The 23,130-nt window shown below is 71.0% G+C and carries 22 protein-coding genes; 17 read left to right on the top strand and 5 right to left on the bottom strand.

Annotated features, from left to right (window positions below; translation table 11 throughout):
- Positions 1–48 precede the first annotated feature (48 nt).
- Together hslV and MKK75_RS16755 are read right to left on the bottom strand one after the other, a co-directional pair.
- Positions 49–579 (bottom strand): ATP-dependent protease subunit HslV, encoded by a 531-nt coding sequence (gene hslV, locus MKK75_RS16760; protein ID WP_244007478.1) that lies wholly within the window; start codon positions 577–579, stop codon positions 49–51.
- Positions 580–726: 147 nt separating this feature from the next.
- Complete coding sequence (locus MKK75_RS16755) at positions 727–1,497, bottom strand: SGNH/GDSL hydrolase family protein (RefSeq protein WP_244043674.1); 771 nt, start codon at positions 1,495–1,497, stop codon at positions 727–729.
- Between the two features lie 358 nt (positions 1,498–1,855).
- On the opposite strand from MKK75_RS16755, the gene MKK75_RS16750 reads away from it, so the two are divergent.
- Both MKK75_RS16750 and MKK75_RS16745 read left to right on the top strand, forming a co-directional pair.
- Entirely contained in the window at positions 1,856–3,070 is a 1,215-nt protein-coding gene (locus tag MKK75_RS16750) for an MSMEG_0565 family glycosyltransferase (protein WP_244043673.1), read from the top strand.
- A complete protein-coding gene (locus MKK75_RS16745) occupies positions 3,063–3,341 on the top strand; it encodes an MSMEG_0570 family nitrogen starvation response protein (protein WP_244043672.1) in 279 nt (92 codons plus the stop codon). The genes MKK75_RS16750 and MKK75_RS16745 overlap by 8 nt, the downstream gene beginning before the upstream one ends.
- A 565-nt stretch (positions 3,342–3,906) precedes the next feature.
- Here MKK75_RS16745 and selB read toward each other — a convergent pair.
- On the bottom strand, positions 3,907–5,835 hold the full coding sequence (gene selB, locus MKK75_RS16740) for a selenocysteine-specific translation elongation factor (RefSeq protein ID WP_313901868.1): 1,929 nt from the start codon (positions 5,833–5,835) through the stop codon (positions 3,907–3,909).
- Positions 5,836–5,965: 130 nt separating this feature from the next.
- Here selB and MKK75_RS16735 point away from each other — a divergent pair, with 130 nt between their 5' ends.
- The 10 genes from MKK75_RS16735 (at position 5,966) to MKK75_RS16690 (ending at position 15,351) form a co-directional block, all read left to right on the top strand.
- Positions 5,966–6,181 (top strand): hypothetical protein, encoded by a 216-nt coding sequence (locus tag MKK75_RS16735; RefSeq protein WP_244043671.1) that lies wholly within the window; start codon positions 5,966–5,968, stop codon positions 6,179–6,181.
- Between the two features lie 26 nt (positions 6,182–6,207).
- Positions 6,208–7,722 (top strand): CYTH and CHAD domain-containing protein, encoded by a 1,515-nt coding sequence (locus MKK75_RS16730; protein ID WP_244043670.1) that lies wholly within the window; start codon positions 6,208–6,210, stop codon positions 7,720–7,722.
- Between the two features lie 439 nt (positions 7,723–8,161).
- Positions 8,162–8,623, top strand: coding sequence for a tellurite resistance TerB family protein (locus MKK75_RS16725; RefSeq protein WP_244043669.1), 462 nt, complete (start codon positions 8,162–8,164; stop codon positions 8,621–8,623).
- Positions 8,624–8,721: 98 nt separating this feature from the next.
- On the top strand, positions 8,722–10,005 hold the full coding sequence (locus MKK75_RS16720; RefSeq protein WP_244043668.1) for a Zn-dependent hydrolase: 1,284 nt from the start codon (positions 8,722–8,724) through the stop codon (positions 10,003–10,005).
- Positions 10,006–10,066: 61 nt separating this feature from the next.
- Complete coding sequence (locus tag MKK75_RS16715) at positions 10,067–11,350, top strand: beta-ketoacyl-ACP synthase (RefSeq protein ID WP_244043667.1); 1,284 nt, start codon at positions 10,067–10,069, stop codon at positions 11,348–11,350.
- A complete protein-coding gene (locus MKK75_RS16710) occupies positions 11,347–12,114 on the top strand; it encodes an SDR family oxidoreductase (protein ID WP_244043666.1) in 768 nt (255 codons plus the stop codon). Before MKK75_RS16715 ends, MKK75_RS16710 begins: the two co-directional genes overlap by 4 nt.
- A 30-nt stretch (positions 12,115–12,144) precedes the next feature.
- Positions 12,145–12,429, top strand: a complete 285-nt coding sequence (locus tag MKK75_RS16705; protein WP_244043665.1) for an SH3 domain-containing protein — start codon at positions 12,145–12,147, stop codon at positions 12,427–12,429.
- Between the two features lie 11 nt (positions 12,430–12,440).
- The gene (locus MKK75_RS16700) at positions 12,441–13,463 is read left to right on the top strand and encodes a zinc-binding dehydrogenase (protein ID WP_244043664.1); all 1,023 of its coding nucleotides are present in this window, start codon (positions 12,441–12,443) and stop codon (positions 13,461–13,463) included.
- Positions 13,464–13,559: 96 nt separating this feature from the next.
- Positions 13,560–14,576: a lipid A biosynthesis lauroyl acyltransferase gene (locus tag MKK75_RS16695; protein WP_244043663.1), complete on the top strand. Its 1,017-nt coding sequence runs from the start codon at positions 13,560–13,562 to the stop codon at positions 14,574–14,576.
- 7 nt (positions 14,577–14,583) lie between these two features.
- Positions 14,584–15,351, top strand: coding sequence for a DUF1223 domain-containing protein (locus MKK75_RS16690; protein ID WP_244043662.1), 768 nt, complete (start codon positions 14,584–14,586; stop codon positions 15,349–15,351).
- 109 nt (positions 15,352–15,460) lie between these two features.
- Here MKK75_RS16690 and MKK75_RS16685 read toward each other — a convergent pair whose 3' ends face one another.
- Positions 15,461–15,682 (bottom strand): hypothetical protein, encoded by a 222-nt coding sequence (locus MKK75_RS16685; protein WP_244043661.1) that lies wholly within the window; start codon positions 15,680–15,682, stop codon positions 15,461–15,463.
- Between the two features lie 244 nt (positions 15,683–15,926).
- Between MKK75_RS16685 and MKK75_RS16680 the strand changes: the two genes are divergently transcribed.
- The 4 genes from MKK75_RS16680 (at position 15,927) to MKK75_RS16665 (ending at position 20,778) form a co-directional block, all read left to right on the top strand.
- Complete coding sequence (locus MKK75_RS16680) at positions 15,927–16,646, top strand: DUF1194 domain-containing protein (RefSeq protein WP_244043660.1); 720 nt, start codon at positions 15,927–15,929, stop codon at positions 16,644–16,646.
- A 102-nt stretch (positions 16,647–16,748) separates the two neighbouring features.
- Positions 16,749–17,819, top strand: a complete 1,071-nt coding sequence (locus MKK75_RS16675) for a malate/lactate/ureidoglycolate dehydrogenase (protein WP_244043659.1) — start codon at positions 16,749–16,751, stop codon at positions 17,817–17,819.
- Between the two features lie 95 nt (positions 17,820–17,914).
- A complete protein-coding gene (locus MKK75_RS16670; RefSeq protein WP_244043658.1) occupies positions 17,915–19,225 on the top strand; it encodes an MFS transporter in 1,311 nt (436 codons plus the stop codon).
- Positions 19,226–19,254: 29 nt separating this feature from the next.
- Positions 19,255–20,778, top strand: coding sequence for a UxaA family hydrolase (locus MKK75_RS16665; RefSeq protein ID WP_244043657.1), 1,524 nt, complete (start codon positions 19,255–19,257; stop codon positions 20,776–20,778).
- 334 nt (positions 20,779–21,112) lie between these two features.
- Here MKK75_RS16665 and MKK75_RS16660 read toward each other — a convergent pair whose 3' ends face one another.
- On the bottom strand, positions 21,113–22,159 hold the full coding sequence (locus MKK75_RS16660) for a saccharopine dehydrogenase family protein (protein WP_244043656.1): 1,047 nt from the start codon (positions 22,157–22,159) through the stop codon (positions 21,113–21,115).
- Positions 22,160–22,301: 142 nt separating this feature from the next.
- On the opposite strand from MKK75_RS16660, the gene MKK75_RS16655 reads away from it, so the two are divergent.
- A complete protein-coding gene (locus MKK75_RS16655; RefSeq protein ID WP_244043655.1) occupies positions 22,302–23,087 on the top strand; it encodes a DUF4163 domain-containing protein in 786 nt (261 codons plus the stop codon).
- Positions 23,088–23,130: the final 43 nt, after the last annotated feature.

Raw genomic sequence — 23,130 nt, 5'->3', positions numbered from 1 at the left:
CCAAGTAAAGCGCTACTCCCGTCGGACAGGCCGCCCAAGAGCCCCCTATCACGCACCGTCGAGCGCTTCGATGACAAGATTGCCGTTGGTGTAGACGCAGATCTCGGCGGCAATCGCCATGGCGCGGCGCACGATCGCCTCGGCGTCGAGATCGCCATCCTCGAGAGCCCGGGCAGCGGCGAGGGCGTAATTGCCGCCCGAACCGATCGCCATGACGCCGCTCTCGGGCTCCAGCACGTCGCCGGACCCCGAGAGGAGCAGGCTGACCTCGCGGTCGGCGACCAGCATCATCGCTTCCAGGCGGCGGAGGTAGCGGTCGGTCCGCCAGTCCTTGGTGAGTTCCACGCAGGCCCGGGTGAGTTGCCCGGGATATTGCTCCAGCTTGGCTTCGAGCCGCTCGAACAGCGTGAAGGCGTCGGCCGTGGCACCCGCGAACCCGCCGATCACCGCGCCTTTGGCGAGGCGCCGGACCTTGCGGGCGTTGCCCTTCACGATGGTCTGGCCGAGGCTGACCTGCCCGTCGCCGCCCAGCACCACGCGGCCGCCCTTGCGGACCATCAGGATGGTGGTCGCGTGCATCTGGGGTACCGCGCCCCGGTCGTCGTACCTGAATGCGTCCTGGCTCAAGGCTCGGCTCCAATCTCGATCGCGTCGAGATGGGGAACGCGGCCGGCCGCGTCCAGCGGGATCTTCCGCCGTCCCGCGGCAGAGGCGGCGCGCCGTGCCCTACTCGGCGACCGCTTCGGGAGTCTGAACCGAACCCGCATCCTCCAAGATCGAGCGAGCCGCAGCCTCGGCCAAGAGGGCGTAGCCGCCATCGGCCATGTGCAGGCCGTCGGAGGCGAAGAGCTGCTTGGTCGTCAGCCTCCCCTGCTGCACCCACCCGTGCATCAGATCGGCGCGCCGGATGACCGGAACGTCGAGCTCCTCACCGATGCCGCGCACGGCGTCGAGGAACCGGGACGCTCCGGGCGTGGATTCAAGCTTGGGGCACCATTGCGGCTCCATCAGCACCACGTCGATGCCCGCCTCGCGGATCCGGCGGATCGCCGCCAGCGTGACCTCGCGGAAATGCGCCACGGGCACGCCGCGCAGCGGATCGTTGCTGCCGGTCTGCCAGATGACGAGTTGCGGCTCGGCCTTGATCACGTCCCGGTCCAGGCGCGCCAGCATGTCGTCGACGTGCTCGCCACCGATGCCGCGGTTGATCACCGCCACATCGATCCCGCGCAGCGTCTTGCGCAGGTCGGCCTGCAGCCGCGCCGGATAGGCGTTCGCGGGGCTCGACGCACCGATGCCCTCGGTGGACGACGAACCGAACGCCACGATCTTGAGCGGCGCGCCGATGGCGATCTGGCGGGCGACATGGGGAAGATCCGGGCTCTCGCGCAGATCAATGCCGAGGAGATCGAGCGATCCGGGCAACAGGTCCGCGTAGGCCAGCACGGCGGTGGGCAGAACCAGCAGGCCGCAGAGCACGCCCAGGCGGCGCAGCATCCCGCGCGCCGGCCGCGGAACGGCCAGTAAACTCGAGAACGTCAATTTCGCTGGCTTCGACACGGGACCGACAGCTCCGGCACTCGCGGATGACGGATACAATCTGACATAGGGATCCGAAAAGGGCCGTTCGGCTCATGGTGTTAAACTGAGATGAATTCGTAACACAAAATTATGGACCGACCCCAGCACTGCGGTCCGATCGAGGCCGGCTGGGCTCATCGACGCGAACCCGGCACGGACGATGCGTAACGATCCGTGCGGATCTCCGAGAGGGCGGCGGAGACCGCGGTTCCGACTCCGGACATGACGTCCGGACCGGCCGCGACCGGCGTTGCACCGTCCCAGGGTCGACCGCGTGCGCATCGCGATCCTCACACCCTCGACCGATCCCCGCGGCACCGGCGTTCACGCCATCGCGCTCGGCGAAGCCCTGTGTCGGCTCGGCCACGAGGCCGTGGTCCACGCCCCGGATCCGACCGGCCGCGGATTCTTTCGCGATGCCGCCTGCCCGGTGATCTCGGTTGCCGCCAAACCGGTCTGCGGATCCGCGGCGGCGCTGGTCGGTGCCCGGATCGCCGACTACCTGACCCATTTCTCGACGCCCGCAGCCTGCGACTTTGACATCTTCCACGCCCAATGCACCATCAGCGGCAACGCGCTGGCCACGCTCACGCGCCGCCGCCTAATCCCGGGCTTCGTGCGCACGGTGCACCGCACCGAGCCGTTTTCGGACCCGCAGCTCGCCCGATGGCAGGATCGGGCGATCGTCGATGCCGGGCGGCTGCTCTGCCTCAGCCGGACCTGGGCGGCGGCGCTGGCGGGCGAATACGGTGTCCAGGCCGAGGTGATCGGCAGCGGCGTCGACGGTCTCCTGTTCGGGCCGGAACCGGGCCCGGACGACGGCGCCTTGCAGAAGCGTCTCGGGCTCGGCCACGGCCCGATCTTCCTGAGCGTCGGCGGGTTCGCGGCGCGCAAAAACAGCCTCGCCGTGATCGCGGCGTTCGCGCAAGTCCACGAAGCCGTCCCGGCGGCGCAGCTCGTCGTGGCGGGGGAGGCCACGACCCATGAGGCGACCGGGTACGAGGCCCGCTGCCGGGCCGCGCTGGAGCGCGCGGGCCTCGCGGTCGGTCCGGGGCGGCCGGTGATCCGCACCGGTCCGGTGGCCCAGGCGGATATGCCGGCGCTCTACCGGCTCTGCGCGACCCTGGTCTTCCCGTCCCTGGCGGAGGGATACGGTCAGCCCGTGCTGGAGGCCATGGCGTCGGGCACGCCGGTGATCGTCTCCGCGCGGCCGCCCTTCACCGAGTATCTCGCCCCCGGCGAAGCCCTCGCGGTGAACCCGGAGGATGTCGCATCCATCGCGGCGGCGATGCGGGTGAGCCTAGAGCCGTCCCGGCGCGCTCGGCTGCGCAACGCCGGCCTCGAGATCGCCCGGGCGCATGCCTGGGCGAGCTGCGCGGCCCGTCATCTGCCGACCTACGCGGCACTCCTGCCGGGCGCCGCGTCCGTCCCCCGGCCGGCCACGGGCTCGGCCGCCTGGAACACCCTGCGGATGCCGACCGATGCCTGAGATGCGCTTCCACATCCGTTGGCCGGACGGACTGCGCGAGGCCTGCTACTCGCCCTCGCTCGTCATCAAGGACCACCTCGCGGTCGGGCAGGACTACCCGATCGACGAGTTCGTGAGCCTCAGCCGCCTCGCCCTTGGCATCGCCAGCGAGCGCGTGCGCGCTCGTTACGGCTTTCCCTGCGGCCGGGCCCAGGCCCAGCTCGCCCGAATCGAGGACGCCGCACGACGCCAGGATGGAGGAACCGTCCACATCGAAGCCTTCGAAGAATGAAGCTTGTCGGCTGAGGCCCTGTGGTTGGAGACAGAGCGCGCCGGAGCGGGTTGTGGCGCGGTGCCCTCGTCCAGGGCATGGGCGGAACGAGCTATGACCGGTTCGTCCGTGACCACTCTTTCTGCGAGCCCGCCGTGATCGCCGAGCGCGCCTTCCGCCCGATCCGGGACGCCTCGAACTGCCTGATAGGCTACCCCGGTTACGAGCCCGGCCCAGGAGAGCGGCCGGGCGAAGACGCCTTGAGCGCCCTCCGCCGGAGAGGACACCGGTTCGGCTCAAGAGCGCGCGTCGTCACAAAGGCCTAGGGCCGCGCACGATCGCAGCGCGCACGGTACACGACACGAGACTGCGAAGCCGCAAGGCGGTCATCCTACCCATCCCCTCATCCTGAGGCGCCGGAGCGAAGCGCAGGCCTCGAAGGAGCCCTCCAGATGGCTTTGCGATCCCTTGAGGCCTCGTTCGAGGCTGCTGCGCAGCACCCCAGGATGGGTGTTGGTTGGGAACACCCGATCGATCCGCCACAGCGTGCGGCCGTGTACCGTGTGCAGCGCGATCGATCACGGCCCTAAGACGGTTTCGCGCTGCCCGGATCCGGTTCGAGGGCGATGATGATCCGCCGATCCCCCGCGCGCCGGGTGAAGCCCGTGGCGTCGAGATGTTCGAGGAGCGGGATCGAGAACTTGCGCGAGATCCCGAGCGTCGCGCCCGCCTCCCGGGCCAGGAAGCCGGTCTCGGGCGTCGCCGCGGTGGGAAAGGCGTCGGTCAGGCGCGTCCGGGCGCTCGCCACCGCGTCGCGGTGGAACAGGACCGCACGGCGCTGCACGCGGTCGACGGCCCGGATCACGGTTCCGGCGCCGACCAGATAGGTCAGGGCTTCCCGCCGCCGCACGTCCCGGCCCACGGCCTCGCTCTCGTCGGGCGGGTTCAGGCCGGCGCGGCGAAAGATCTGCTCCAGCCGGCGGGCGGTTTCGCTCTCGTTGCGGGCGGGGTCGAAATCGGCCCGCCGCCACAGGGTGCCGGCTTGGCTCACCGACCCGGTCGCGGTGAGGTCACGCAGGGCCGTCGCGATGAGCGTATCCGGAAGCGCGAGCGAACGGGACAGGCGTTCGAGGGCGATCCCGTGCTCCATGGGGTTGTCGCGATGATGCTGCGCGAGCGCCGCCACGATCCCGGTCCGCAGCGCCTCGAAGGCCGCAGCGCCGATGAACCGGTCGCCGACCTCGCGAGCGCCGGATGCGCGCAGCATCATCCGGGCATGATCGGGTGCCGTGCCGGCGAGCCGGGCGAGGTCCGCCAGGGGAACCCCGCCCGCGCCGACCTGTCCGAGGCGGACGGCGATCGTCTTCGCCGGCTCGCCCGAGGCCAAAGCGGCGAGATCGGCCATGGTCCCCGGATCGTTGCGCCGCCGGCGCCGGCTCGACGGATCAAGGATGCGGCCGCCCGCAATCGTAGCGGCGGGCGAGTCGAGCCGCAGGATGAACGGCTCCCGGGCCGGCACGGCGACGGGGTCGGCGAGATGCAACTGCGCCTGCGTGCGCGCCCCCGGCTCCAGGGCGTCGCGATCGAGCAGGCGCAGCCGCGCCTCGACCTCGGTGGTGCCGAACAGCAGGCGGCAGACGGTGCCGCTCGCCAGCGGCCCATCCGCGCTGGCGGCAGCCGTGATCGCGACGTCGAGCCACGAACTCGACGTGAGCAGGCCGATCGGCGCCAGGGCCTGCCCGCGGGCGATCTCGTCGAGGCCGACGCCGCGCAGCGCCACCGCCGTGCGCCGTCCGGGCTCGGCCCGGTCCACGGGACGTCCATGAATCTGGAGGCCGCGCACCACGGCGCTCCGGCCCCCCGGCACGATCTCGACGCTGTCGCCGACTGCGAGCGATCCGCGCCGCAGGGTTCCGGTGACGACGGTGCCGAAGCCCGCCCGGGAGAAGACCCGGTCGACCGGCAGGTAGGGGAAGCCGTCGTCGGTGGCGGTTTCCACCTCGCCGAGCTGCGCCGCGAGGGCCTGCGCGAGGTCTTCGAGCCCCGCGCCGGTCATCGTCGATGTGGGGATCACCGGACCGGCTTCGAGCCCGGCCCGGGCCGCGGCGGCGGCGATCTCGGCCGAACGCGCCGTGATCGATTCGGCGGAGGCCAGATCGGATTTGGTCAGGGCGAGGACGCCGCGGCGCACGCCGATCAGCCGGGCGATCTCGAGGTGTTCGACGGTCTGCGGCTTGATGCCTTCCTGCGCATCGACCGCCAGCAGGACGGCCCGCATGCCGGTGGCTCCGGACACCATGGCGCGCACGAAACGTTCGTGGCCGGGCAGATCGACGAGGTCGATCTCCCCCTGCGCAGTGGACAGGAACGCGAAACCCGGCACGATCGAGACGCCGCGGGCCTGCTCCTCCTTGAGCCGATCGGTCTCGATCCCGGTGAGGGAGCGGACCAAGGCGGTCTTGCCGTGATCCACGTGCCCGACAACGCCCACGAGAAGTGTCTTCAACGCTGCCACCGACCTGACCATCTCCGCGGCGCTGCCGTCCACGCGGAGCGCACCTCTCATAGCGTCGGGAAACCCGCCGTGCCGGCTCATCATCGAGCAGAAGGCCGCCGGACGGTCGGGGCCGGGGCAGGCGCGGCAGATGGATTGTGGACAATTTGTTTTGCCATGGTCTTTCGGTTTGGGAAAGAGCCAATTTCACGCAGTGCAACATGATCGTCACGAGGAGCTGCTGATTGAGCTCGGCTTGCGCCGCCGCGAAGCGTCTGTTTTCGCTGGATTGACGCTGGCCGACGGCGCCATGATCGAGGATGGCGCGACAGTTCGCTGCAACCGGGCGGCTGCCCCGCAGCTTTAGGCAGCCATGATCACGAAGAGGAGAGCATGAGCGACAGCCCACGCAACGCCGCCGAGCCCCGCGAAGTCGAGCTGAAGCTCGTCTGTGCGGGGCCGGATCTGACGGTGCTCGCCGCCCATCCGCGGCTTCCGGGTGCGGCGGACGTCGAGCCCCGGCAGTTGGTCACGACGTATTTCGATACGCCGAAGCGCGATCTGCATGCGGCCGGCCTGTCTCTGCGCGTGCGCGCGACGGGCGGCCGTCACATCCAGACCGTGAAGGCCGGGGCGGGCGATGTCGGGCTGTTCGACCGCGCCGAGTGGGAGGCCGAGATCGCGGGCGACGCGCCCGATCCGGGCGCCTGGGCCGGGACGGCCGCCGAGGCGGTCCTGCGCGAGGCCGATGCGCCCGTGGAGCGGCTGTTCTCGACCGTCGTCATGCGCCGGGAATTCCCGGTCACCCAGGGCGAATCGCGCATCCTGGTGACCCTCGACGAGGGCCGGGTCGAGAGTCCGGCGGGGGATGCTCCGCTCTGCGAGATCGAGCTGGAGCTCAAGGACGGCGATCCGGCCGAGCTGTTCCAACTGGCGATGGCCCTCGCCGAGACCGTGCCGCTGCGCTTGAGCGTCCACGCCAAGAGCGCGGTCGGCTTCGGACTGATCGACGGCAGCAGCCGGTCCGTCGTCAAGGCCGCGGCGATCGAGCTGCCGGAGGATGCCAGCGCCGGCGAGGTGTTTCGCCGGGTGGCGCGCGCCTGCCTGCGCCACATGCGGCTCAACGAGACGGCCTTCTTGGAGGGCGGGCAGCCGCCGGAGGCGCTTCACCAGATCCGCGTATCCCTGCGCCGGCTGCGCTCGGCGCTGTCGCTCTTCGCCCCCATGCTGGAGGGCGATCTCCGGGCCGCCGGCTTCGCCGACGAGATCAAGCGCGTCACCGAGCCGTTCGGCCACGCCCGCAACCTTGATGTCTTCCTCGGGACGACCTTGCCGGACCTCGCCGTGGAGCGCCCGGACGCGGCCGGGCTCGAAGGGCTCCGCGAGCGGGCCGAGAGCGAGCGGGAGCGCGCCTATGACGGGGTTCTCGCGATCCTGCAGAACCCGCAATGGCGCAGCCTGATCATCGATTTTGCCGGATGGGTCGAGACTGGGGCCTGGATCACGCAACCGGCCGCCGCCGAGGATGGGAAGGACTTCGCCGCCCGCGTGCTCGATAAGGCGCGCGGCCGGCTCAAGAAGCGCGGCCGCGGTCTGAAGCACCTCGACCCCCACACCCGGCACCGCGCCCGGATCGCCGCCAAGAAGCTGCGCTACGGCGCGGAGTTCTTCTCGGGTCTCTATCACAAGGAGAAGGCGCAACGCCGGCAGGCGAAGTTCGGCGACGCGCTGTCGGACCTGCAGGACCATCTCGGGGCGCTGAACGACCTCGAGACCGCCCGATCGATGACCGAGAGCCTCTCGGGGCCGCCGATGCCGGGTTCGGATGAGGCGGGGTCGCGGGATCTGCTCAGGGACGCCGCCGATGCCCGGTCCGACCTCCTCGACGTCAAGCCGTTCTGGCGATGAGCGGAGTGGCGCTGCCGGTCGACGGGCGAGCGAGGCCGGCGGTTCGACTCAGGTCCTGTACGAGCGGGGCGGACGCTTCGGTCCCGCGCGCGTAAACCCTGCGCGCAAACTGAAATCGCCGCCGGCACGAGGATCGGGCCTGGGGGGCACCCGAGCATCGGTCCGGCGGCGAGACGACGGAGGCGGTTCTCGCTGGGGGGACTTGTCCCACCGTCCATCGACCGCGATCGGTGCGGCTACCGATGAGTCGCACGACGATGTTGCCGAAGCATGTCTGTCGGCGCGTGACACAACAGAAGTTGCAATATTCGGCCCGCGTGCTGCATCGCAGGGGTCGGGCGCGTCGGATTGCCCGTCCGCGTCGCGTCGGGTTCCCTCGGCGCCGGGCTCTGCTATCCCTCTCGCGTTCCTGCATCCGTCCGGCCCCGGCACAGCCTCCATGAGCCTCCTGCGCGACCTCCTCGGCCAAGTGAGCCGCACCATGACGGCCTATGTCGGCGACAAGGCGCTGATGCTCGCGGCGGTCTCGGCCGCCGCCAACGTCATCGTGGCCGATGGCGAGGTGGCCGGCCCGGAATTCGACGCGGCCCTCCACGGCCTCAGTGCCGATCCCGTCCTCATGAAGGGTTACGACGCGCTGATGCTCGAGACCGAACTCTACGAGGGGATCGCCCGGGCGCGGACCCGCCTCGGCCGGGCGGAGAACCTGCGCCATGTCGCGGCGATCATCGAGCGGCCCGCGACCCAGCGCGAGAACGTCTTCCTGATCGCCGCCGACGTCGCCGATCAGGACGGGATCAGCAACATCGAGGCGAGCGCACTCGGCGAGATCGCCGCGGCGCTCCAGGTCGATGGTATCGGCCTCCTGCGCGCCAACCCGGTGCGGCGCCCACTGGCGTGACTGGCATCGGCGTTGCTGTGACGGCGCGCCCGGCGCAGAACGGCGGGCGGATCGACGACATAGGCGTGACACGGCGCTCCGCCGTGAGAGGAACCGGCATGGCCGAGACGAACCCGAGCACGACTCACAACCTGCGCGCGGACGGCGCACGACTCTGGTCCACCATCCTGGAGACGGCCGCGTTCGGCGGGACCCCGGCCGGCGGCATCAACCGCCTGACGCTCTCGGCGGAGGACGGCCGCGTGCGCGACTGGTTCCGGGACGCCTGCACGGCGGCCGGGCTCGAGGTCTCGGTGGACGCCCTGGGTACGCAATACGCTCTGCGGCCGGGCCGCGACATGAGCCGCAAGCCGATCGCCTTCGGCTCCCACCTCGACACGCAGCCCACGGGGGGCAAGTTCGACGGCGTGCTCGGCGTGCTGGCCGGCCTCGAAGTGATGCGCAGCCTCAACGATGCCGGAATCGAGACCGAGGCGCCGCTGCTCGTGGTCAACTGGACCAACGAGGAAGGCTCCCGCTTCGCCCCCGCCATGATGGCCTCGGCGGCCTATGCCGGGGACTTCACCACCGACGCGATCCTGGCCAAGCGCGACGCCGCCGGGACCACGGTGGCGGAGGCGCTCGATGCTATCGGCTATCGCGGGGTCGAGGCCGTCGGCGCGCGGGAGATCGGCGCTTTTGTCGAGCTGCACATCGAGCAGGGGCCGATCCTGGAGGCCGAGGGCAAGACCATCGGGGTGGTCGAGGGCGGCCAGGGCATCGTGTGGTTCGACGGGGTAATCACCGGCTTCGAGAGTCATGCCGGCACGACACCGATGCCGCGCCGCCGGGATGCGCTGCTGGCGCTGTCCGAATTCGCGCTGGCCGCCGAGCGCGTCGCCCTGGCGCACGCCCCTTCGGCGGTGGCCACGATCGGCGAGGCCGCGATCCTGGCCCCGTCCCGCAACGTCGTGCCGGGCCGGGTCGCCTTCACTGTGGATGTGCGCGATCCGCGCTCGGCCACCCTCGACGCCATGGAAGTCGCGCTCAAGGAGGCGGCCGGCGAGATCGCCGGGCGCCGCCGCCTGGAGATCCAGCTCAACCGGATCTGGCGCAAGGAGCCGGTCCCGTTCGACCCCGCCATCGTAGCGGCGATCGACGCGGCGGCCGAGGGCCTGGGCCATGCCCGGCGGCGCATCATCTCGGGGGCCGGTCACGACGCCTGCAACCTCGCCGCCACGGTGCCCGCCGCGATGATCTTCGTGCCCTGCAAGGACGGGGTCAGCCACAACGAATCCGAATCCGCGACACAGGCCGACTGCGCGGCCGGCGCCGACGTGCTGCTCCAGACGGTGCTCCGCCTCGCCAACGCACCGCGTCGGGATGGCCCTGGAGCTGTCTGATGAGGCATCGCACGGATGTCTGGTCGTGTAAGACCGCGGAAAATACGCTAAGGGCCGCGCCATGAGCGCGCGATCCTCCCGCGACGCCCGGGGACGGCCGCTCGTCGCGGTCACCGGCCTCGGCGTCGTCTCCTCCCTCGGCCGGGGGCAGGCCGAGACCTGGGCGGCCATGACCGAGGGTCGCTCCGGCATCCACGCCATCGCGCGGTTCCCCACCGAGGGCCTGCGCACACGCATCGCCGGCACGGTCGATTTCCTCGACACCGAGCCCCTGGTGGCGCCGCTCCTGTCGGAGCGCTTCGCCGCCGTGGCGGCCGAGGAGGCGATCGCGCAGGCCGGGATCGGGACGGCGGGCGACTTCCCGGGCGCGCTGTTCATCGCGGTGCCGCCGGTCGAGATGGAATGGCCGCAGCGGCAGGCCCTGGCCGAAGCCGCAGGCGGTGACGGCCCGGTCGATTATGCCGGCCTCCTCCGGGCCGCCGCGACGCGCCGATTCGATGCCTGGCACGACCTGTTCATCTTCGGCACCGTCGCCGACCGCATCGCCGAACGGTTCGGAACGAAGGGCTCGCCGATCTCGCTCTCCACGGCCTGCTCGTCCGGCGCCACCGCGATCCAGCTCGGAGTCGAGGCGATCCGGCGTGGTGAGACCGCGGCGGCGCTCTGCATCGGCACGGACGGTTCGGTGAACCCGGAATCGCTGATCCGCTTCTCGCTGCTCTCGGCGCTGTCCACCCGCAACGACGATCCCGAGGCGGCTTCGAAGCCCTTCTCCAAGGACCGGGACGGCTTCGTGATGGGCGAGGGCGCGGCCGCCCTGGTGTTGGAAGAGGCCGGATCCGCGCGGGCGCGGGGCGCCACGATCCTCGGCTACGTGCTGGGCTGCGGCGAGAAGGGCGACGGATTCCACCGGACCCGCTCCAGCCCCGACGGGGCGCCGATCATCGCGGCCATCCGGGCGAGCCTGGAGGATGCCGGGCTCGAACCCGACGGGATCGACACGGTCAACGCCCACGGCACCTCGACGCCCGAGAACGACAAGATGGAGGCTCTGGGCCTTGGCGCCGTGTTCGGCGACCGCGCCGCGTCCCTGCCGGTCACCTCCAACAAGTCGATGATCGGCCACACCCTCACCGCGGCCGGCGCCATCGAGGCGGCGGTGTCGCTCATGACCATCCGCCACGGCCGCATCCCGCCGACCATCAACCACCGGGTGCCGGACCCGACGATCGCCCTCGACATCGTCGAGACGGCCCGGGATCGGCCGGTGCGCACGGTGCTGTCGAATTCCTTCGGCTTCGGCGGCCAGAATACATGCCTCGTCCTCGGCGCCGAGCCGGCGTGAGCGTCGCTTCGCCCCATCGCCGGGTCCTCGTCACCGGAGGCGCCTCCGGGATCGGCGCGGCGATCGTCCGGACCCTGGCCGATGCGGGCTTCGCGGTGGATTTCACCTATCACTCGTCCGCCGAGGCCGCCGAGACGCTGCGCACGGAGCTCTGCGCGGCGCATCCCGACCGCAGCTTCGCGGCCCGCGCCCTCGACCTCGCCGACCGGTCGGCGCTCGACGCCTTCTGCGAAGCCGCGGAGGAAAGCGACTATTACGGCCTCGTGCACAATGCCGGCCAATCGAGCGATGCGCTCGCCGCCATGCTCGATCAGGATCGGGCCGAGGCCGCCATGCAGGTCAACTTCTTCTCGCTGACCCGCCTCGCCAAGGCGCTGGTCCGCACGATGACCCGGGCCCGCGCCGGGCGCATCGTGGCGATCGGGTCGGTCGCCGCCCTGCGCGCCAATGTCGGCAACGCCGCCTACGCGGCCACCAAGGGGGCGCTGATCGCCTATTGCCGCACGCTGGCGATCGAGTCGGCCAAGCGCGGGGTGACCGTCAACGTGATCGCCCCGGGCTTCGTCGACACCGCCATGATGGCGCGCTACGCCGCCTATCGGGACGGGATGGAACGGCAGATCCCCGCCGGTCGTTTCGCGCGGCCCGAAGATGTCGCGGCGCTCGCGGCCTTCCTGATGGGCGAGGGGGCGTCCTACATCACCGGGGCGGTGCTGCCGGTCGACGGCGGCCTGACCGCGATGATGGGCGTCCACCGGGCCTGACCCGCGATGCCGAACCGGACGATCCCGCCGATGCGCGCCAGCCTCGCCCTCCCTGCCGTCTTCTTCGTCGCGGCGATGCTCCCCGGGCCGGCCTGGGCCGAGGCCGAAGTCTACCGGGTCACGGGCTTGGCGCCGGGCGAGGCCCTGAGCATCCGCGTGGAGCCGGACGCCGCCGCCGAGCAGATCGGCGAGATCCGCGTCCGCGCCCTGGTGTTCGGCTGCACCAACGACACGCCGAGCCGCACAACGTGGTGCCGGGTCAAGGCCGGCCGGACCCTCGGCTGGGCGCGGCGGCGGTATCTGGCGCCGGAATGATGAAAGACGAGATGCAAGCCCTCCAGCTCTTCGGCGACCGCGACCTGCGCCTGACCGAGATCGAGCCTGCGCCCGCCCCAGGCCCGGGCGAGGTGCGCGTCCGCATCCGCGCGGTCGGCCTCAACTTCATCGACGTCTGGGGTTTTCGCGGCATGGCCTTCGCCAAGCGGAGGCTGCCCCTCGTCGTTGGCGCGGAGGCGGCGGGGGCGATCGAGGCGGTCGGGGAGGGCGTCCCGGACCTCGCCCCCGGCGACCGGGTGGTGCCTTACGGCGCGATGACCTGCGGCCAGTGCCGCGCCTGCCGCGAGGGGCGGGACAACCTCTGCGAGGACGTGTCCGGCGTGATGGGCTTCCATCTCGATGGTTTCGCCCGGGAGCTGGTGACCCTGCCCGCCCGCCTCGTCGTGAAGGTGCCGGACGGGGTGAGCGACACGGATGCCGCCTGCGCGGGCATCGCCTTCGGCACCGTGCAGCACATGCTGTTCGACAACGCGCGCCTGGGGCCCGGCGAGAGCGTGCTGGTCCATGCCGGCGGCTCGGGGATCGGCACCGCGGCGATCCGCATGGCCAAGGCGATCGGCTGCACCGTCTACACGACGGTCGGCGACGACGAGAAGGGCCGCAAGGCCGCCGAACTCGGCGCCGACCACGTGATCAACTACCGGACCGAGCGGTTCGAGGGCGAGGTCCGGCGCTTGACCAAGCGTAAGGGCGTCGACGTGGTGTTCGAGCATGTCGGCGCCGATACGTGGAACGGCTCGCTGCTCTGCCTCAAGCGCGGCGGGCGCCTGGTCACCTGCGGCTCGACCTCCGGCGTCTCGGCGACCATGAACCTCATGCAGCTGTTCCAGCAGCAATACCGAATCACCGGCTCGTTCGGCTGCTCCCTCGCCAATATCCGCCAGTCCCTCGACAAGATGGCGGCCGGGATCCGGCCGGTCGTGGACACGGTCTACCCGCTCGCCGCCTTCGCGCAGGGGCTGGAACGGCTGGAATCCCGAACGGTCTTCGGCAAGATCCTCGTCAGTCTGTAGCGCGTTTGCGCCTGCGCGTTTCGCGCTGCGGCAGACTTGGCGTAAACGGGCCGCACGGGTGCGTGGGGGCGGCCCGGATCCTCCCGGGAACTCGAAGTGCTGCGTCTCGCCCTCGTTCTGAAACGGTCCTGGCCGCGCCTCGCGGGCTACGCCATGATCCCGCTGATCCGCGCGCTGGTCTGGCTCGCACGGCTCATCGGCCCGGCGCGCGCGACCGCCTTCGGTGCCGGGATGCTGCGCCGAATCGGGCCACTCCTGCCGGCCCACCGTACCGCCCTGACGAATCTGCGCGCGGCCTTTCCGGAGCTGCCGGAGGCGGAGCACAGGCGGATCGCCCTGGAGGCGTGGGACAATCTCGGGCGCGTGGGGGCCGAATACGCCCATCTCGACAGCCTGTTCGATTACGATCCGGCGGCGACGGGTCCGCTGCGGACCGAGGTCGCCGGCATCGAGCACTTCTTCGCCCTGCGCGACGACGGTGCGCCGGGCCTGATCTTCTCCGCGCATCTCGCCAACTGGGAGTTGCCGGCGATCTGCGCGGCCCGGTTCGGCCTCGACGCGACCGCCGTGTTCCGGCCGCCCAACAACCCGGCGGCCGCGCGCCTCGTGCAGGAGGTCCGCCGCCGATCCATGGGCGGCCTGGCGGCCTCGACGCCCGGTGCCGTCTTCGCGATGCGCGACGTGGTGGAGCAGGGCGGTCACCTCGGCCAGTTGATCGACCAGCACTTCACCCGCGGTGTCGTGGTGCAGTTCCTCGGACGGCCCTGCCTCGCCAACCCGTTGCTCGCCAAGTTAGTCCGACACTACGAATGTCCGGTCCACGGCGTCCGGGTCGTCCGTCTCCCGGAGGGCCGGTTCAGGCTCGAACTGACGCCGCCGCTGGATCTGCCGCGGGCCGCGGACGGGACGATCGACGTGCCCGCCGCCATGCAGGCGATGACCGCCGTGGTCGAGGCCTGGGTGCGCGAGAATCCCGGGCAGTGGCTGTGGATGCACCGCCGGTGGCGCCCCGATATGTTGCCCCATGCCCGGAAGGGGACGGCCTCGCCCGCGACACCGGTACATCCGTCTCAAGCCAACGTGATTTCCCAGACGGCGGACCACACGCTCTGATGGTCCGATGACGCCTCGGCATTGCGCCTGGATCTGCGACCGCCGCGCGCTGTGCGCGGCCGTGCTGCTCGGCACCGCCGCGACGGCCTCTGCGGCGCGGGCGGAGCCGGTTCGTGCGGTCGTGGAGCTGTTCACCAGCCAGGGCTGCGGCGCCTGCCGCACCGCCGAGCCCGTGCTGCGCGATCTGTCGCGCCAGCCCGGGGTGATCGCCCTAACGCTGCCGGTGACCTACTGGGACTATCTCGGCTGGAAGGACACGCTGGCGTCGCGGCCCCTCACCGAGCGCCAGCGCGGCTACGCGCGGGGTCGCGGCGGCCGGCAGGTTTTCACGCCGCAGGCGGTGGTGGATGGCAGTGGCGTCGCGGTGGGCTCGGACAGGGCCGCCCTCGACCGGCTGATGCACGATGGGATCCAGCACGGCGGGTTGCCGGTTCCGGTCCGCAGCGAGGCGCGCGGGGACCGGATCTGGGTCGAGATCGGGGCCGCGCCGGACGCCAAGGCGGAGCTGCGCGGCGAGATCTGGCTGGTCCCGGTGCTGCGCCGCCGGGCGATCGCCATCCAGTCCGGCGAGAATGGGGGCCGGACCGCGACCTACGTCAACGTCGTGCGGGGGCTCCAGCACCTCGGCCACTGGAACGGGCAGGCGCTGACCCTCGACGTGCCCGACACGCAGGCCGACATCGCCGATGCCGACAGCTGGGTCGTGCTGCTCCAGGGCGGGGCGGACAACCGGCCCGGCCGCATCTTCGGGGCCGCGAAGGGGCCGGGGCTTTAGAGTGCTCTTGCGGCGAACTGCATTGCGGTTCGCCGCAAGAGCGCGCGTGACGATCGACGCCTGAAGCCGCGCACGATCGGGCACCGCTCCAGTCCGCGGACGGCGGCGCCTAATCCAGGCTGATCGGATCGATCTGCCGGCGCCCCTCCCGCCGGTGCCGGGCCTTCGAGTCGCGCGCGAGGTCGGCGAGCTTCGCATCGAACCGGTCGGACAGGCGGCCGACGAGGCCGATCGTCGCGTCGATCGCCCGGCTCACGAGTGCGACGGTGCCGATCACGGCGGCGACGATGAGGCCTTCGATGGCGCGCACGATCCGGTGAACACGATGCATGGAGGGATGTCTCGGAGTTTGCGGCGCGGGCTGCGCCTTCGCTGACGCGAACTAGCGCCCTCCGGCACCGGCAGCATGGGACCAAAAGCGGCGCTGCTCGGACGGTACGGCGCGGAACAAATTCGGATCGCCGCCCGGTGGCTCGCCCGGACCCGGCGGGTGTCGCGCGAACCGCCGGGCTGGCAAGCCCGTTGCCTGCGATACGGCGGCGCTCCCGCGCCAGTTGTCTTTCCGAGTGTCGACCATGCGGCGGCGCCACCTCCTGTCCGGCTTGCTTGCGGCTCTCGCGCTCGCGAATCGCCGCGCCGAGGCGGCCGATCAGCAGGACGTCGATGTCCTTCTCGTGCTCGCCGTCGACGTGTCGCTGAGCATCAGCGAGGCACGCTTCGACCTCGAACGGCGCGGTTATGCCGAGGCCTTCGCCGACCCCAGGGTCCTGCGCGCCATCGGCGACGGGCCGGCCGGCCGCATCGGCGTCGCCTTGTTCGACTGGGCCGGCCCCGGGGAACAGCGCGTCGCGGTCGACTGGATGATCATCGGCTCCGCCCAGGATGCGGTCGTGTTCGCGGCGCGGCTCGCCGCCGTGCCGCGCCCGTTCTACGGGCGGACCGCGATCGGCTCCGCCCTGGGCTTCGCCACCGACCTGCTGGCGCGGGCGCCGTTCCGGACGGAGCGGAGGGTGATCGACGTCTCGGGTGACGGTACCGGCAATGCCGGCCGCTCGATCGCGGACGCCCGGGACGCGGCGGTCTCGGCCGGCATCACCATCAACGGTATCGTCGTCCTCACCGATCCTGAGGGCATGCCGAGCTTCCTGAAGGATCACACCAACCCGGCCGGGGGCCTCGTGGCCTATTACCGGAATACCGTCATCGGCGGCGAGGGGGCGTTCGTGATGAGCGCCGAGAGCTTCGAGGCGTTCGGACGCGCCATCGTCGCGAAGCTGATCCGCGAGATTTCGTGACGCGGCCGCGGATCGCGTCACCCGCGGCGCTCGCACAGCACGTTCGCGGGCGCTAGATTCATCCCGCACGCGCCCGTCGAGGCGCGGCCAGGGAGGAACCGAATGCGGATCTCGGCCGGCGGGCTGACCGCCTATGTACGGGACATCTTCGTGCACGAGGGCTGTGCCGAGGCGGAGGCCGAGCGGATCGGTCGCTTCCTGGTGGCGGCGAACCTGACCGGCCATGACAGCCACGGGGTCGTCCGGGTCCCCCGCTACGTCGAGTGGCTGCGCACCGGCGAGGTCGAGGCCGGCCGCACGCCCGAGATCGTCACCGACGCGCCGTGCTTCGCCCTGGTGGATGCGCAATACGGGTTCGGGCAGACCGCCGGCCCCTTCGCGGTCGATCTCGGGATCGCCAAGGCGCGGGCGAACGGCGTGGCGATCGTCGCCCTGCGCCATGCCGGGCATATCGGCCGGATCGGCGAATGGTCCGAGCGCGCCGCCGCGGCCGGGCTGGTCTCGGTCCACTTCGTCAACGTGGCGGGGAGCCTGCTGGTGGCGCCCTTCGGCTCCGTCGAGCGCCGCTTCTCCACCGCGCCGTTCTCGGCCGGCTTCCCGGTACCCGATGCTGACCCGATCATCCTCGATTTCGCGACGTCGCTGGTGGCCGAGGGCAAGGTTCTGGTCGCCTCCCGGGGCGGCAAGCCCCTGCCGGAGGGCGCATTGATCGAGCCGGATGGGCGCCTCAGCGCGGATCCGGCGACCCTGTTCGGCCCCCTGGAGGGGGTCGAGCGCGACAACCAGCGCGGCGCGGGCGCGATCCGGGCCTTCGGCGAGCACAAGGGCTCGGGGCTGGCGCTGATGTGCGAGCTGCTGGCCGGTGCGCTCACCGGATCCGGCACGGCCGGGCCGGGCAAGCGCCGGATCTGCAACGGCATGCTCTCGATCTACGTGACGCCCGCGGCGCTCGGGACCGAGGATGTCCTGGCCTCCGAGGCGCGCACTTATCTCGACTTCTTCAAGAGCGCCCGCCCGATGCCCGGCGCCGAGGTGCTGCTGCCCGGCGAACCGGAACGGCGCATGCGGGTCCAACGCCTCGCGGAGGGCGTGCCGCTGCCGGAACCGGTCTGGGCGACGCTCCTCTCCGCCGGCCGGCCGCACGGGCTCGACGGGGATGCCTATCGCGCCTGATCGGGCGGCGGACCAACGTCATTGCGGCGACCCCCGGCCACAACGGGGGCGCCACGCCAAGCGGGGACGCCACCCCGCGTTTCGGGAGGAACACGATGCCAAGGCTGCGCTGGCTCATGATCGGCCTCTGCATGGCCGCCAACGCGATCAACTACATCGATCGCGCGAATCTGGCGGTCGCCGCCCCCTCCATGTCGAAGGAGCTGGGGCTGAACGCCACCGATATGGGCCTGATCCTGTCGGGGTTCTTCTGGACCTACGCGATCATGCAGCTGCCCTTCGGCTACGTGGCCGACCGGGTCGGGGCCCGGCTCTCGCTGGTCGTGGCGGTGCTGTGGTGGTCGGCCTGCACGGCGCTGACCGCCGCGGGCCGCGGGTTCCTGTCCCTGCTGGGCCTGCGCATGCTGCTCGGCGTCGGCGAGGCGGGCGCCTATCCGTCCTTCGCCAAGGTCGCGGCCTCGTGGTTCCCGCGCAGCGAGCGGAGCTTTGCCAGCAGCATCTTCGACAGCGGCTCCCGGGTCGGCTCGGCGCTCGCGATCCCACTGGTCTCCTGGGTGATCGCGACGCTGGGCTGGCGGGAATCCTTCGTCGTCACCGGCGTGCTCGGCTTCGTCTGGGCCGTGTTCTGGATGTGGCTCTACCGCGAGCCCGAGAACCACCCCGCCGTCTCGTCCGAAGACTTGGCCCGGCTCCGGGCCGCCCAGGAGCGGCCGAAGTCCGTTGATGCCGCCGAGGCGCAGAATCAGGTCCCGTGGCTGTCCCTGTTCCGCTACCGCACGGTCTGGGGCATGATGGCCGGGTTCTTCTGCCTGAACTTCGTGATCTACTTCTTCATCACGTGGTTCCCGACCTATCTCGTGAAGGCGCGGGGCTTCTCGCTGGCCGAACTCGGCACGCTCGGCAGCCTGCCGGCTCTGGCCTCGATCCCCGCGGGCTGGCTCGGCGGCTTCGCCTCGGACGCGCTCTACCGCCGGGGCTGGAGCCTCACGGCCGCGCGCAAGACCTGCCTCGTCGGCGGCATGCTGATGTCCTCGGTGATCACGCTCTCGATCGTGGCGCCCAACGTCTACGTGGCGCTGCTGTGCTTCGCGGTGGCCTATGGCAGCCTCGCCTTCACGGCGGCCTCGATCTGGGCGCTGCCCGGCGACGTGGCGCCGACGCCGGCCCATGTGGCCTCGATCGGCGGCATCCAGAACTTCGCCTCGAACGTCGCCGGCATCGTGACCACCACCTTCACCGGCGTGATGCTCACCGTCACGCAGGGCTCGTTCGTCATCCCGCTGATCGTGGCCGGCGGCTTCTGCCTGCTCGGCGCCTTCATCTACCTGTTCGTGGTCGGCGAGATCGCGCCCCTGCCGGTCCGGGAGGCCCGCGCCCCGGCCTTGCGGCCCGAGGCGGCCCGATGAGCGACCCGACGCCTCTTCAGGAGAGACCGATGTCCGCCTATCCCGTCATCACCCTGCGCCCGGACGACGGCGTCGTCGTCGCCCGCGGCGCCATCGAGCCCGGCACGCCGGTCGCGGAGGGCGTAGTCGCCGCCGAGCGGATCCCGGCCGGCCACAAGGTGGCGGTCCGGCCCCACCGGAGCGGCGAGGCGGTGACCAAGTACGGCCAGATCATCGGCTTCGCCAAGGAGGAGATCGCGGCCGGCCGCCATGTCCACGTCCACAATCTCGGGATGGGCGAGTTCGCCCGGGATTACGCGTTCGGGGTCGATGCCAGGCCGACGCAACACGTCACGCCGCCCGCGACCTTCCAGGGCATCCGCCGGCCGGACGGGCGCGTGGCGACCCGCAACTATGTCGGCATCCTCACCTCGGTGAATTGCAGCGCTCACGTCGCGGATCTCATCGCCGACGCGTTCCGGCGCCACCCGATCCTCGGCCTCGATCCGCTGGCCGCCTATCCGAACGTCGACGGCGTGGTGGCGCTGACCCACAAGACCGGCTGCGGCATGGCGATGGGCGAGCCTCTCCGGCTCCTGCGCCGGACGCTCGCGGGCTATGCAAGGCACGTCAACTTCTCGCACATCGTGATGATCGGGCTGGGCTGCGAGGTGAACCAGATCGGCGCCTTCCTGGAGGAGCAGGGGCTCGGCGACCGGATCCGCAGCATGAACATTCAGAGCCTCGGTGGCACCCGCAGGACCGTCGAGGCGGGCATCGACTTCGTGAAGGGAATTTTGGACGAGGCGAACGTCGTCCACCGCGAGCCGGTGCCGGCGAGCGAGCTGATCGTCGCCCTGCAATGCGGCGGGTCGGACGGCTATTCCGGCGTCTCCGCCAACCCGGCGCTCGGGATCGCCAGCGACCTCGTGGTGCGGAACGGCGGCACCGTGATCCTGTCGGAGACCACCGAGACCTACGGGGCCGAGCACCTGTTCACCCGCCGCGCCGTCAGTCCGGAGGTCGGCCAGAAGCTCGTCGACCTGATGCGCTGGTGGGAGGAGTACACCCGCAAGGAGGGTTCGGAGATCGACGCCAATCCCTCGCCTGGCAACAAGGCCGGCGGCCTGACCACGATCCTCGAAAAGTCGCTCGGCGCCATGGCCAAGGCCGGGAGCACCAATCTCGTCGACGTGCTGCGCTACGCCGACCCGGTCACCGCCAAGGGTTTTGTGTTCATGGACACGCCCGGTTACGACCCGGTCTCGGCGACCGGGCAGGTGGCGGGCGGGGCGAACCTCGTGTGCTTCACCACGGGCCGCGGCAGCGTGTTCGGCTGCAAGCCGGCGCCCTCGATCAAGATCGCCACCAACTCGGCCATGTACCGGCGGCTCGAGGAGGACATGGACGTCAATTGCGGCACGATCCTCGACGGGGCGGAGAGCGTCGAGCAGGCCGGGCGGCGGATCTTCGAGCTGATCCTGAAGGTCGCGGGCGGGGAGCGCACGAAGAGCGAGCAGTTCGATTTCGGATCGTCGGAGTTCGCGCCCTGGCAGATCGGCGCGACGGTGTGAGGATGAGAGCATCGTGCCGGAGATCGGAAACGCGGAACACGACACGAGACCAGGAAGCTTCGGGAGAGCTGTCCATCTCTCCACCCCATCCTGAAGTGCCGGAGCGAAGCGCAGGCCTCGAAGGAGCCCTCCAGATGGACCTGCGATCCCTGGAGCCCTCCTTCGAGGCCCGCTGACGCGGGCACCTCAGGATGAGGGTGTTGGGTGGGATCAACGGATGGTCCTGCCGCGAGGTGCTGTCGCGTCCTGTGGATCGGAACCGGCCCGATGCTCTAGGTTCTCGTTTGGGCATCACCTTTCTCCCAAGGCCAGCAGCCATCTTTCGGGATGATGCCTACAGATCCGTCCGTACCACGCCCGGGAAATCCAGGATGAAGTCGGGCCCGAAGGCGGTCACCGGCGTGTGGAAGCCCGCCGCGACCGCGCCCGAGGCGAGGCGCCGGGCGACCTTCACGGCCGTCCAGGCCGTCAGCGTGTAGCCTTCGGGCGTCTCCATCCGGCTTGCCGCCCTTCGCCCGGTGCTATCCCAGGCCTCGGCCAGGAACGTGCTGCGCGCCGTTTCCCGGGCGGACTCGGACGGCCCTGCGGGAAGCCGGTCGATGCCGCGGTTGATCAGGCGCTGCGCGGTGCCGCCGGCGATGATCTTTCGGAGGCCTGCGGGCAGGCCGGCGGCGGCCGCCATGGCGGGAAACGCCTCGAAATACACGTCGATGTTCGGGACGTGCGTCGAGTACCACGCGCTCGACACGTCGCCCCAGCCGAGCCCCACGGTGCGCCGCGGACCGCGCCCAAAATCGGCGCTGGCGCGGGGCGGGCTCGGCAACTCGACGATCCGGCCGTCCCGGCGGACCCGCGTGCCCCAGGCGATGCCCTCGACCATGGTGCGGGCCGTGCCCCGGCCGAACCCGCCGAACCCGCCGATCGAGATCCGCAGATGCGTCGCCCCCGGAAGCCGCCGTGCCGTGTGGGCGGCGAGGCAGTCGCTCGGCACCACGTCGAAGCCCGCCGCCGGCAGCAGCACGATGCCGGCGGCCTTCGCCTCCGCGTCACGGGCCGCGAGCGCCTCCAGCACCGAGATCTCGCCGGTAATATCGACGTAATGCGCCCCCGCGGCGAGGCAGGCCTCGGCCATCGGCCGCGCCGTCTTCGAGAATGGGCCGGCGGCGTGGATCACCGCCGCGACACCCGCGAGCGCGGCCCGCAGGCGTTCCGGCTTGTCGAGGCCGGCCGCGCGTGACTCGAGGTTGAGCCGCCCGGCGAGCGGACGCAGCTTGTCCGGGTCGCGCCCGGCCAGGATCGGCCGCAGGCCCTGCGCGATCGCGTGTTCGGCGAGCAGCGTGCCGGTGTAGCCGGTGGCGCCGTAGATGAGGATCGTGCTCATGGCCCGGGTTCTGCCATTGCACCCGCTTGTGTGGAAGCGCGTCGCGCGCCGCCAAAATTCTCGCCAACGACGCTTGAGCTGCGGCACGCCGGGTTGGCCAATACCCCCGGCGCGATGTGATTCGCTCGGGAGCGGCGTGACGATGAAACGAATCCTTCGCCTGAAGGCCGCTGCCGGCGCGGGTATGCTCCTGGCTTTCCTGGCCGGCCAGACTTGGGCCGCCGACCGGGTGTTCCAGATGGCGGCGCAGCCGGATCTAAAACCGGATCTCGCCGCGATGCCGCAGATCGCGGGGCCGGTCGACGACGCGGAGCGGCGGATCAACGCGGCGCTCAAGCGCCTCGACGGGAACGTCCGCAAGGCGGCCCGGTCCTGTCAGGCCGATGGTGGCGCGCGCAGCGCCTGGACGCGGACGATCCGCACGCCGATGCGTGGCCCGCGCTTCCTGAGCGTCGCGATCAGCGACGACATGTTCTGCGGCGGCGCGCATCCCAGCACCGGCCTGATGGCGATCGTGTACGACCAGACGACCGGTCTACCGGTCGATTGGACCAAGCTGCTTCCGCCGGCGCTGACCGGTACGGTCGCCCTGTCGGAAGGCATCGACGGCACCAAGATGGTGACGCTCGCCTCGAAGCGGCTGCACGCCCTCTATCGCGAACGCTACCGTCCGACCTCGGGCGATGCGAAGCGCGATCGCGACGACGACGCGTGCCGGACGGTGGTGCAGGACACGTCCATGGGCGATCCGCCGGGCATGATGGCGTGGCTCGACGCCAAGGCGGGCGGCCTCGCGGTCCAGTTCGACCTGCCCCATTACGCGCAAGCCTGCGCCGATACGGTCGTCATCCCGAACGCGGTTCTGCGTCGTGAGGGCGCCCAGCCGGTCCTGACAGACGCGATCGAGGCCGCCCATGCCACGCCGTGACGGCCTGGTCGTCGGCGGTCGGCCGGGGCTTAAACGACCGCCG

The organism is Methylobacterium sp. J-030 (assembly GCF_022829545.1).
Classification (GTDB): Bacteria; Pseudomonadota; Alphaproteobacteria; order Rhizobiales; family Beijerinckiaceae; genus Methylobacterium.
The sequence above is the reverse complement of the archived record's forward strand: the minus strand, read 5'-3'. Positions and strand labels throughout refer to the sequence as shown.

Coding starts and splice junctions, on each gene's coding strand:
- MKK75_RS16660 (WP_244043656.1), bottom strand. CDS start 22,159: ATGAGCACGATCCTCATCTACGGCGCCACCGGCTACACCGGCACGCTG.
- MKK75_RS16690 (WP_244043662.1), top strand. CDS start 14,584: ATGACGCCTCGGCATTGCGCCTGGATCTGCGACCGCCGCGCGCTGTGC.
- MKK75_RS16720 (WP_244043668.1), top strand. CDS start 8,722: ATGGCCGAGACGAACCCGAGCACGACTCACAACCTGCGCGCGGACGGC.
- MKK75_RS16665 (WP_244043657.1), top strand. CDS start 19,255: ATGTCCGCCTATCCCGTCATCACCCTGCGCCCGGACGACGGCGTCGTC.
- MKK75_RS16730 (WP_244043670.1), top strand. CDS start 6,208: ATGAGCGACAGCCCACGCAACGCCGCCGAGCCCCGCGAAGTCGAGCTG.
- MKK75_RS16700 (WP_244043664.1), top strand. CDS start 12,441: ATGCAAGCCCTCCAGCTCTTCGGCGACCGCGACCTGCGCCTGACCGAG.
- MKK75_RS16670 (WP_244043658.1), top strand. CDS start 17,915: ATGCCAAGGCTGCGCTGGCTCATGATCGGCCTCTGCATGGCCGCCAAC.
- MKK75_RS16745 (WP_244043672.1), top strand. CDS start 3,063: ATGCCTGAGATGCGCTTCCACATCCGTTGGCCGGACGGACTGCGCGAG.
- MKK75_RS16755 (WP_244043674.1), bottom strand. CDS start 1,497: ATGCTGCGCCGCCTGGGCGTGCTCTGCGGCCTGCTGGTTCTGCCCACC.
- MKK75_RS16655 (WP_244043655.1), top strand. CDS start 22,302: ATGAAACGAATCCTTCGCCTGAAGGCCGCTGCCGGCGCGGGTATGCTC.
- MKK75_RS16735 (WP_244043671.1), top strand. CDS start 5,966: ATGGATTGTGGACAATTTGTTTTGCCATGGTCTTTCGGTTTGGGAAAG.
- MKK75_RS16685 (WP_244043661.1), bottom strand. CDS start 15,682: ATGCATCGTGTTCACCGGATCGTGCGCGCCATCGAAGGCCTCATCGTC.
- MKK75_RS16725 (WP_244043669.1), top strand. CDS start 8,162: ATGAGCCTCCTGCGCGACCTCCTCGGCCAAGTGAGCCGCACCATGACG.
- MKK75_RS16680 (WP_244043660.1), top strand. CDS start 15,927: ATGCGGCGGCGCCACCTCCTGTCCGGCTTGCTTGCGGCTCTCGCGCTC.
- MKK75_RS16715 (WP_244043667.1), top strand. CDS start 10,067: ATGAGCGCGCGATCCTCCCGCGACGCCCGGGGACGGCCGCTCGTCGCG.
- MKK75_RS16675 (WP_244043659.1), top strand. CDS start 16,749: ATGCGGATCTCGGCCGGCGGGCTGACCGCCTATGTACGGGACATCTTC.
- MKK75_RS16705 (WP_244043665.1), top strand. CDS start 12,145: ATGCGCGCCAGCCTCGCCCTCCCTGCCGTCTTCTTCGTCGCGGCGATG.
- hslV (WP_244007478.1), bottom strand. CDS start 579: ATGCACGCGACCACCATCCTGATGGTCCGCAAGGGCGGCCGCGTGGTG.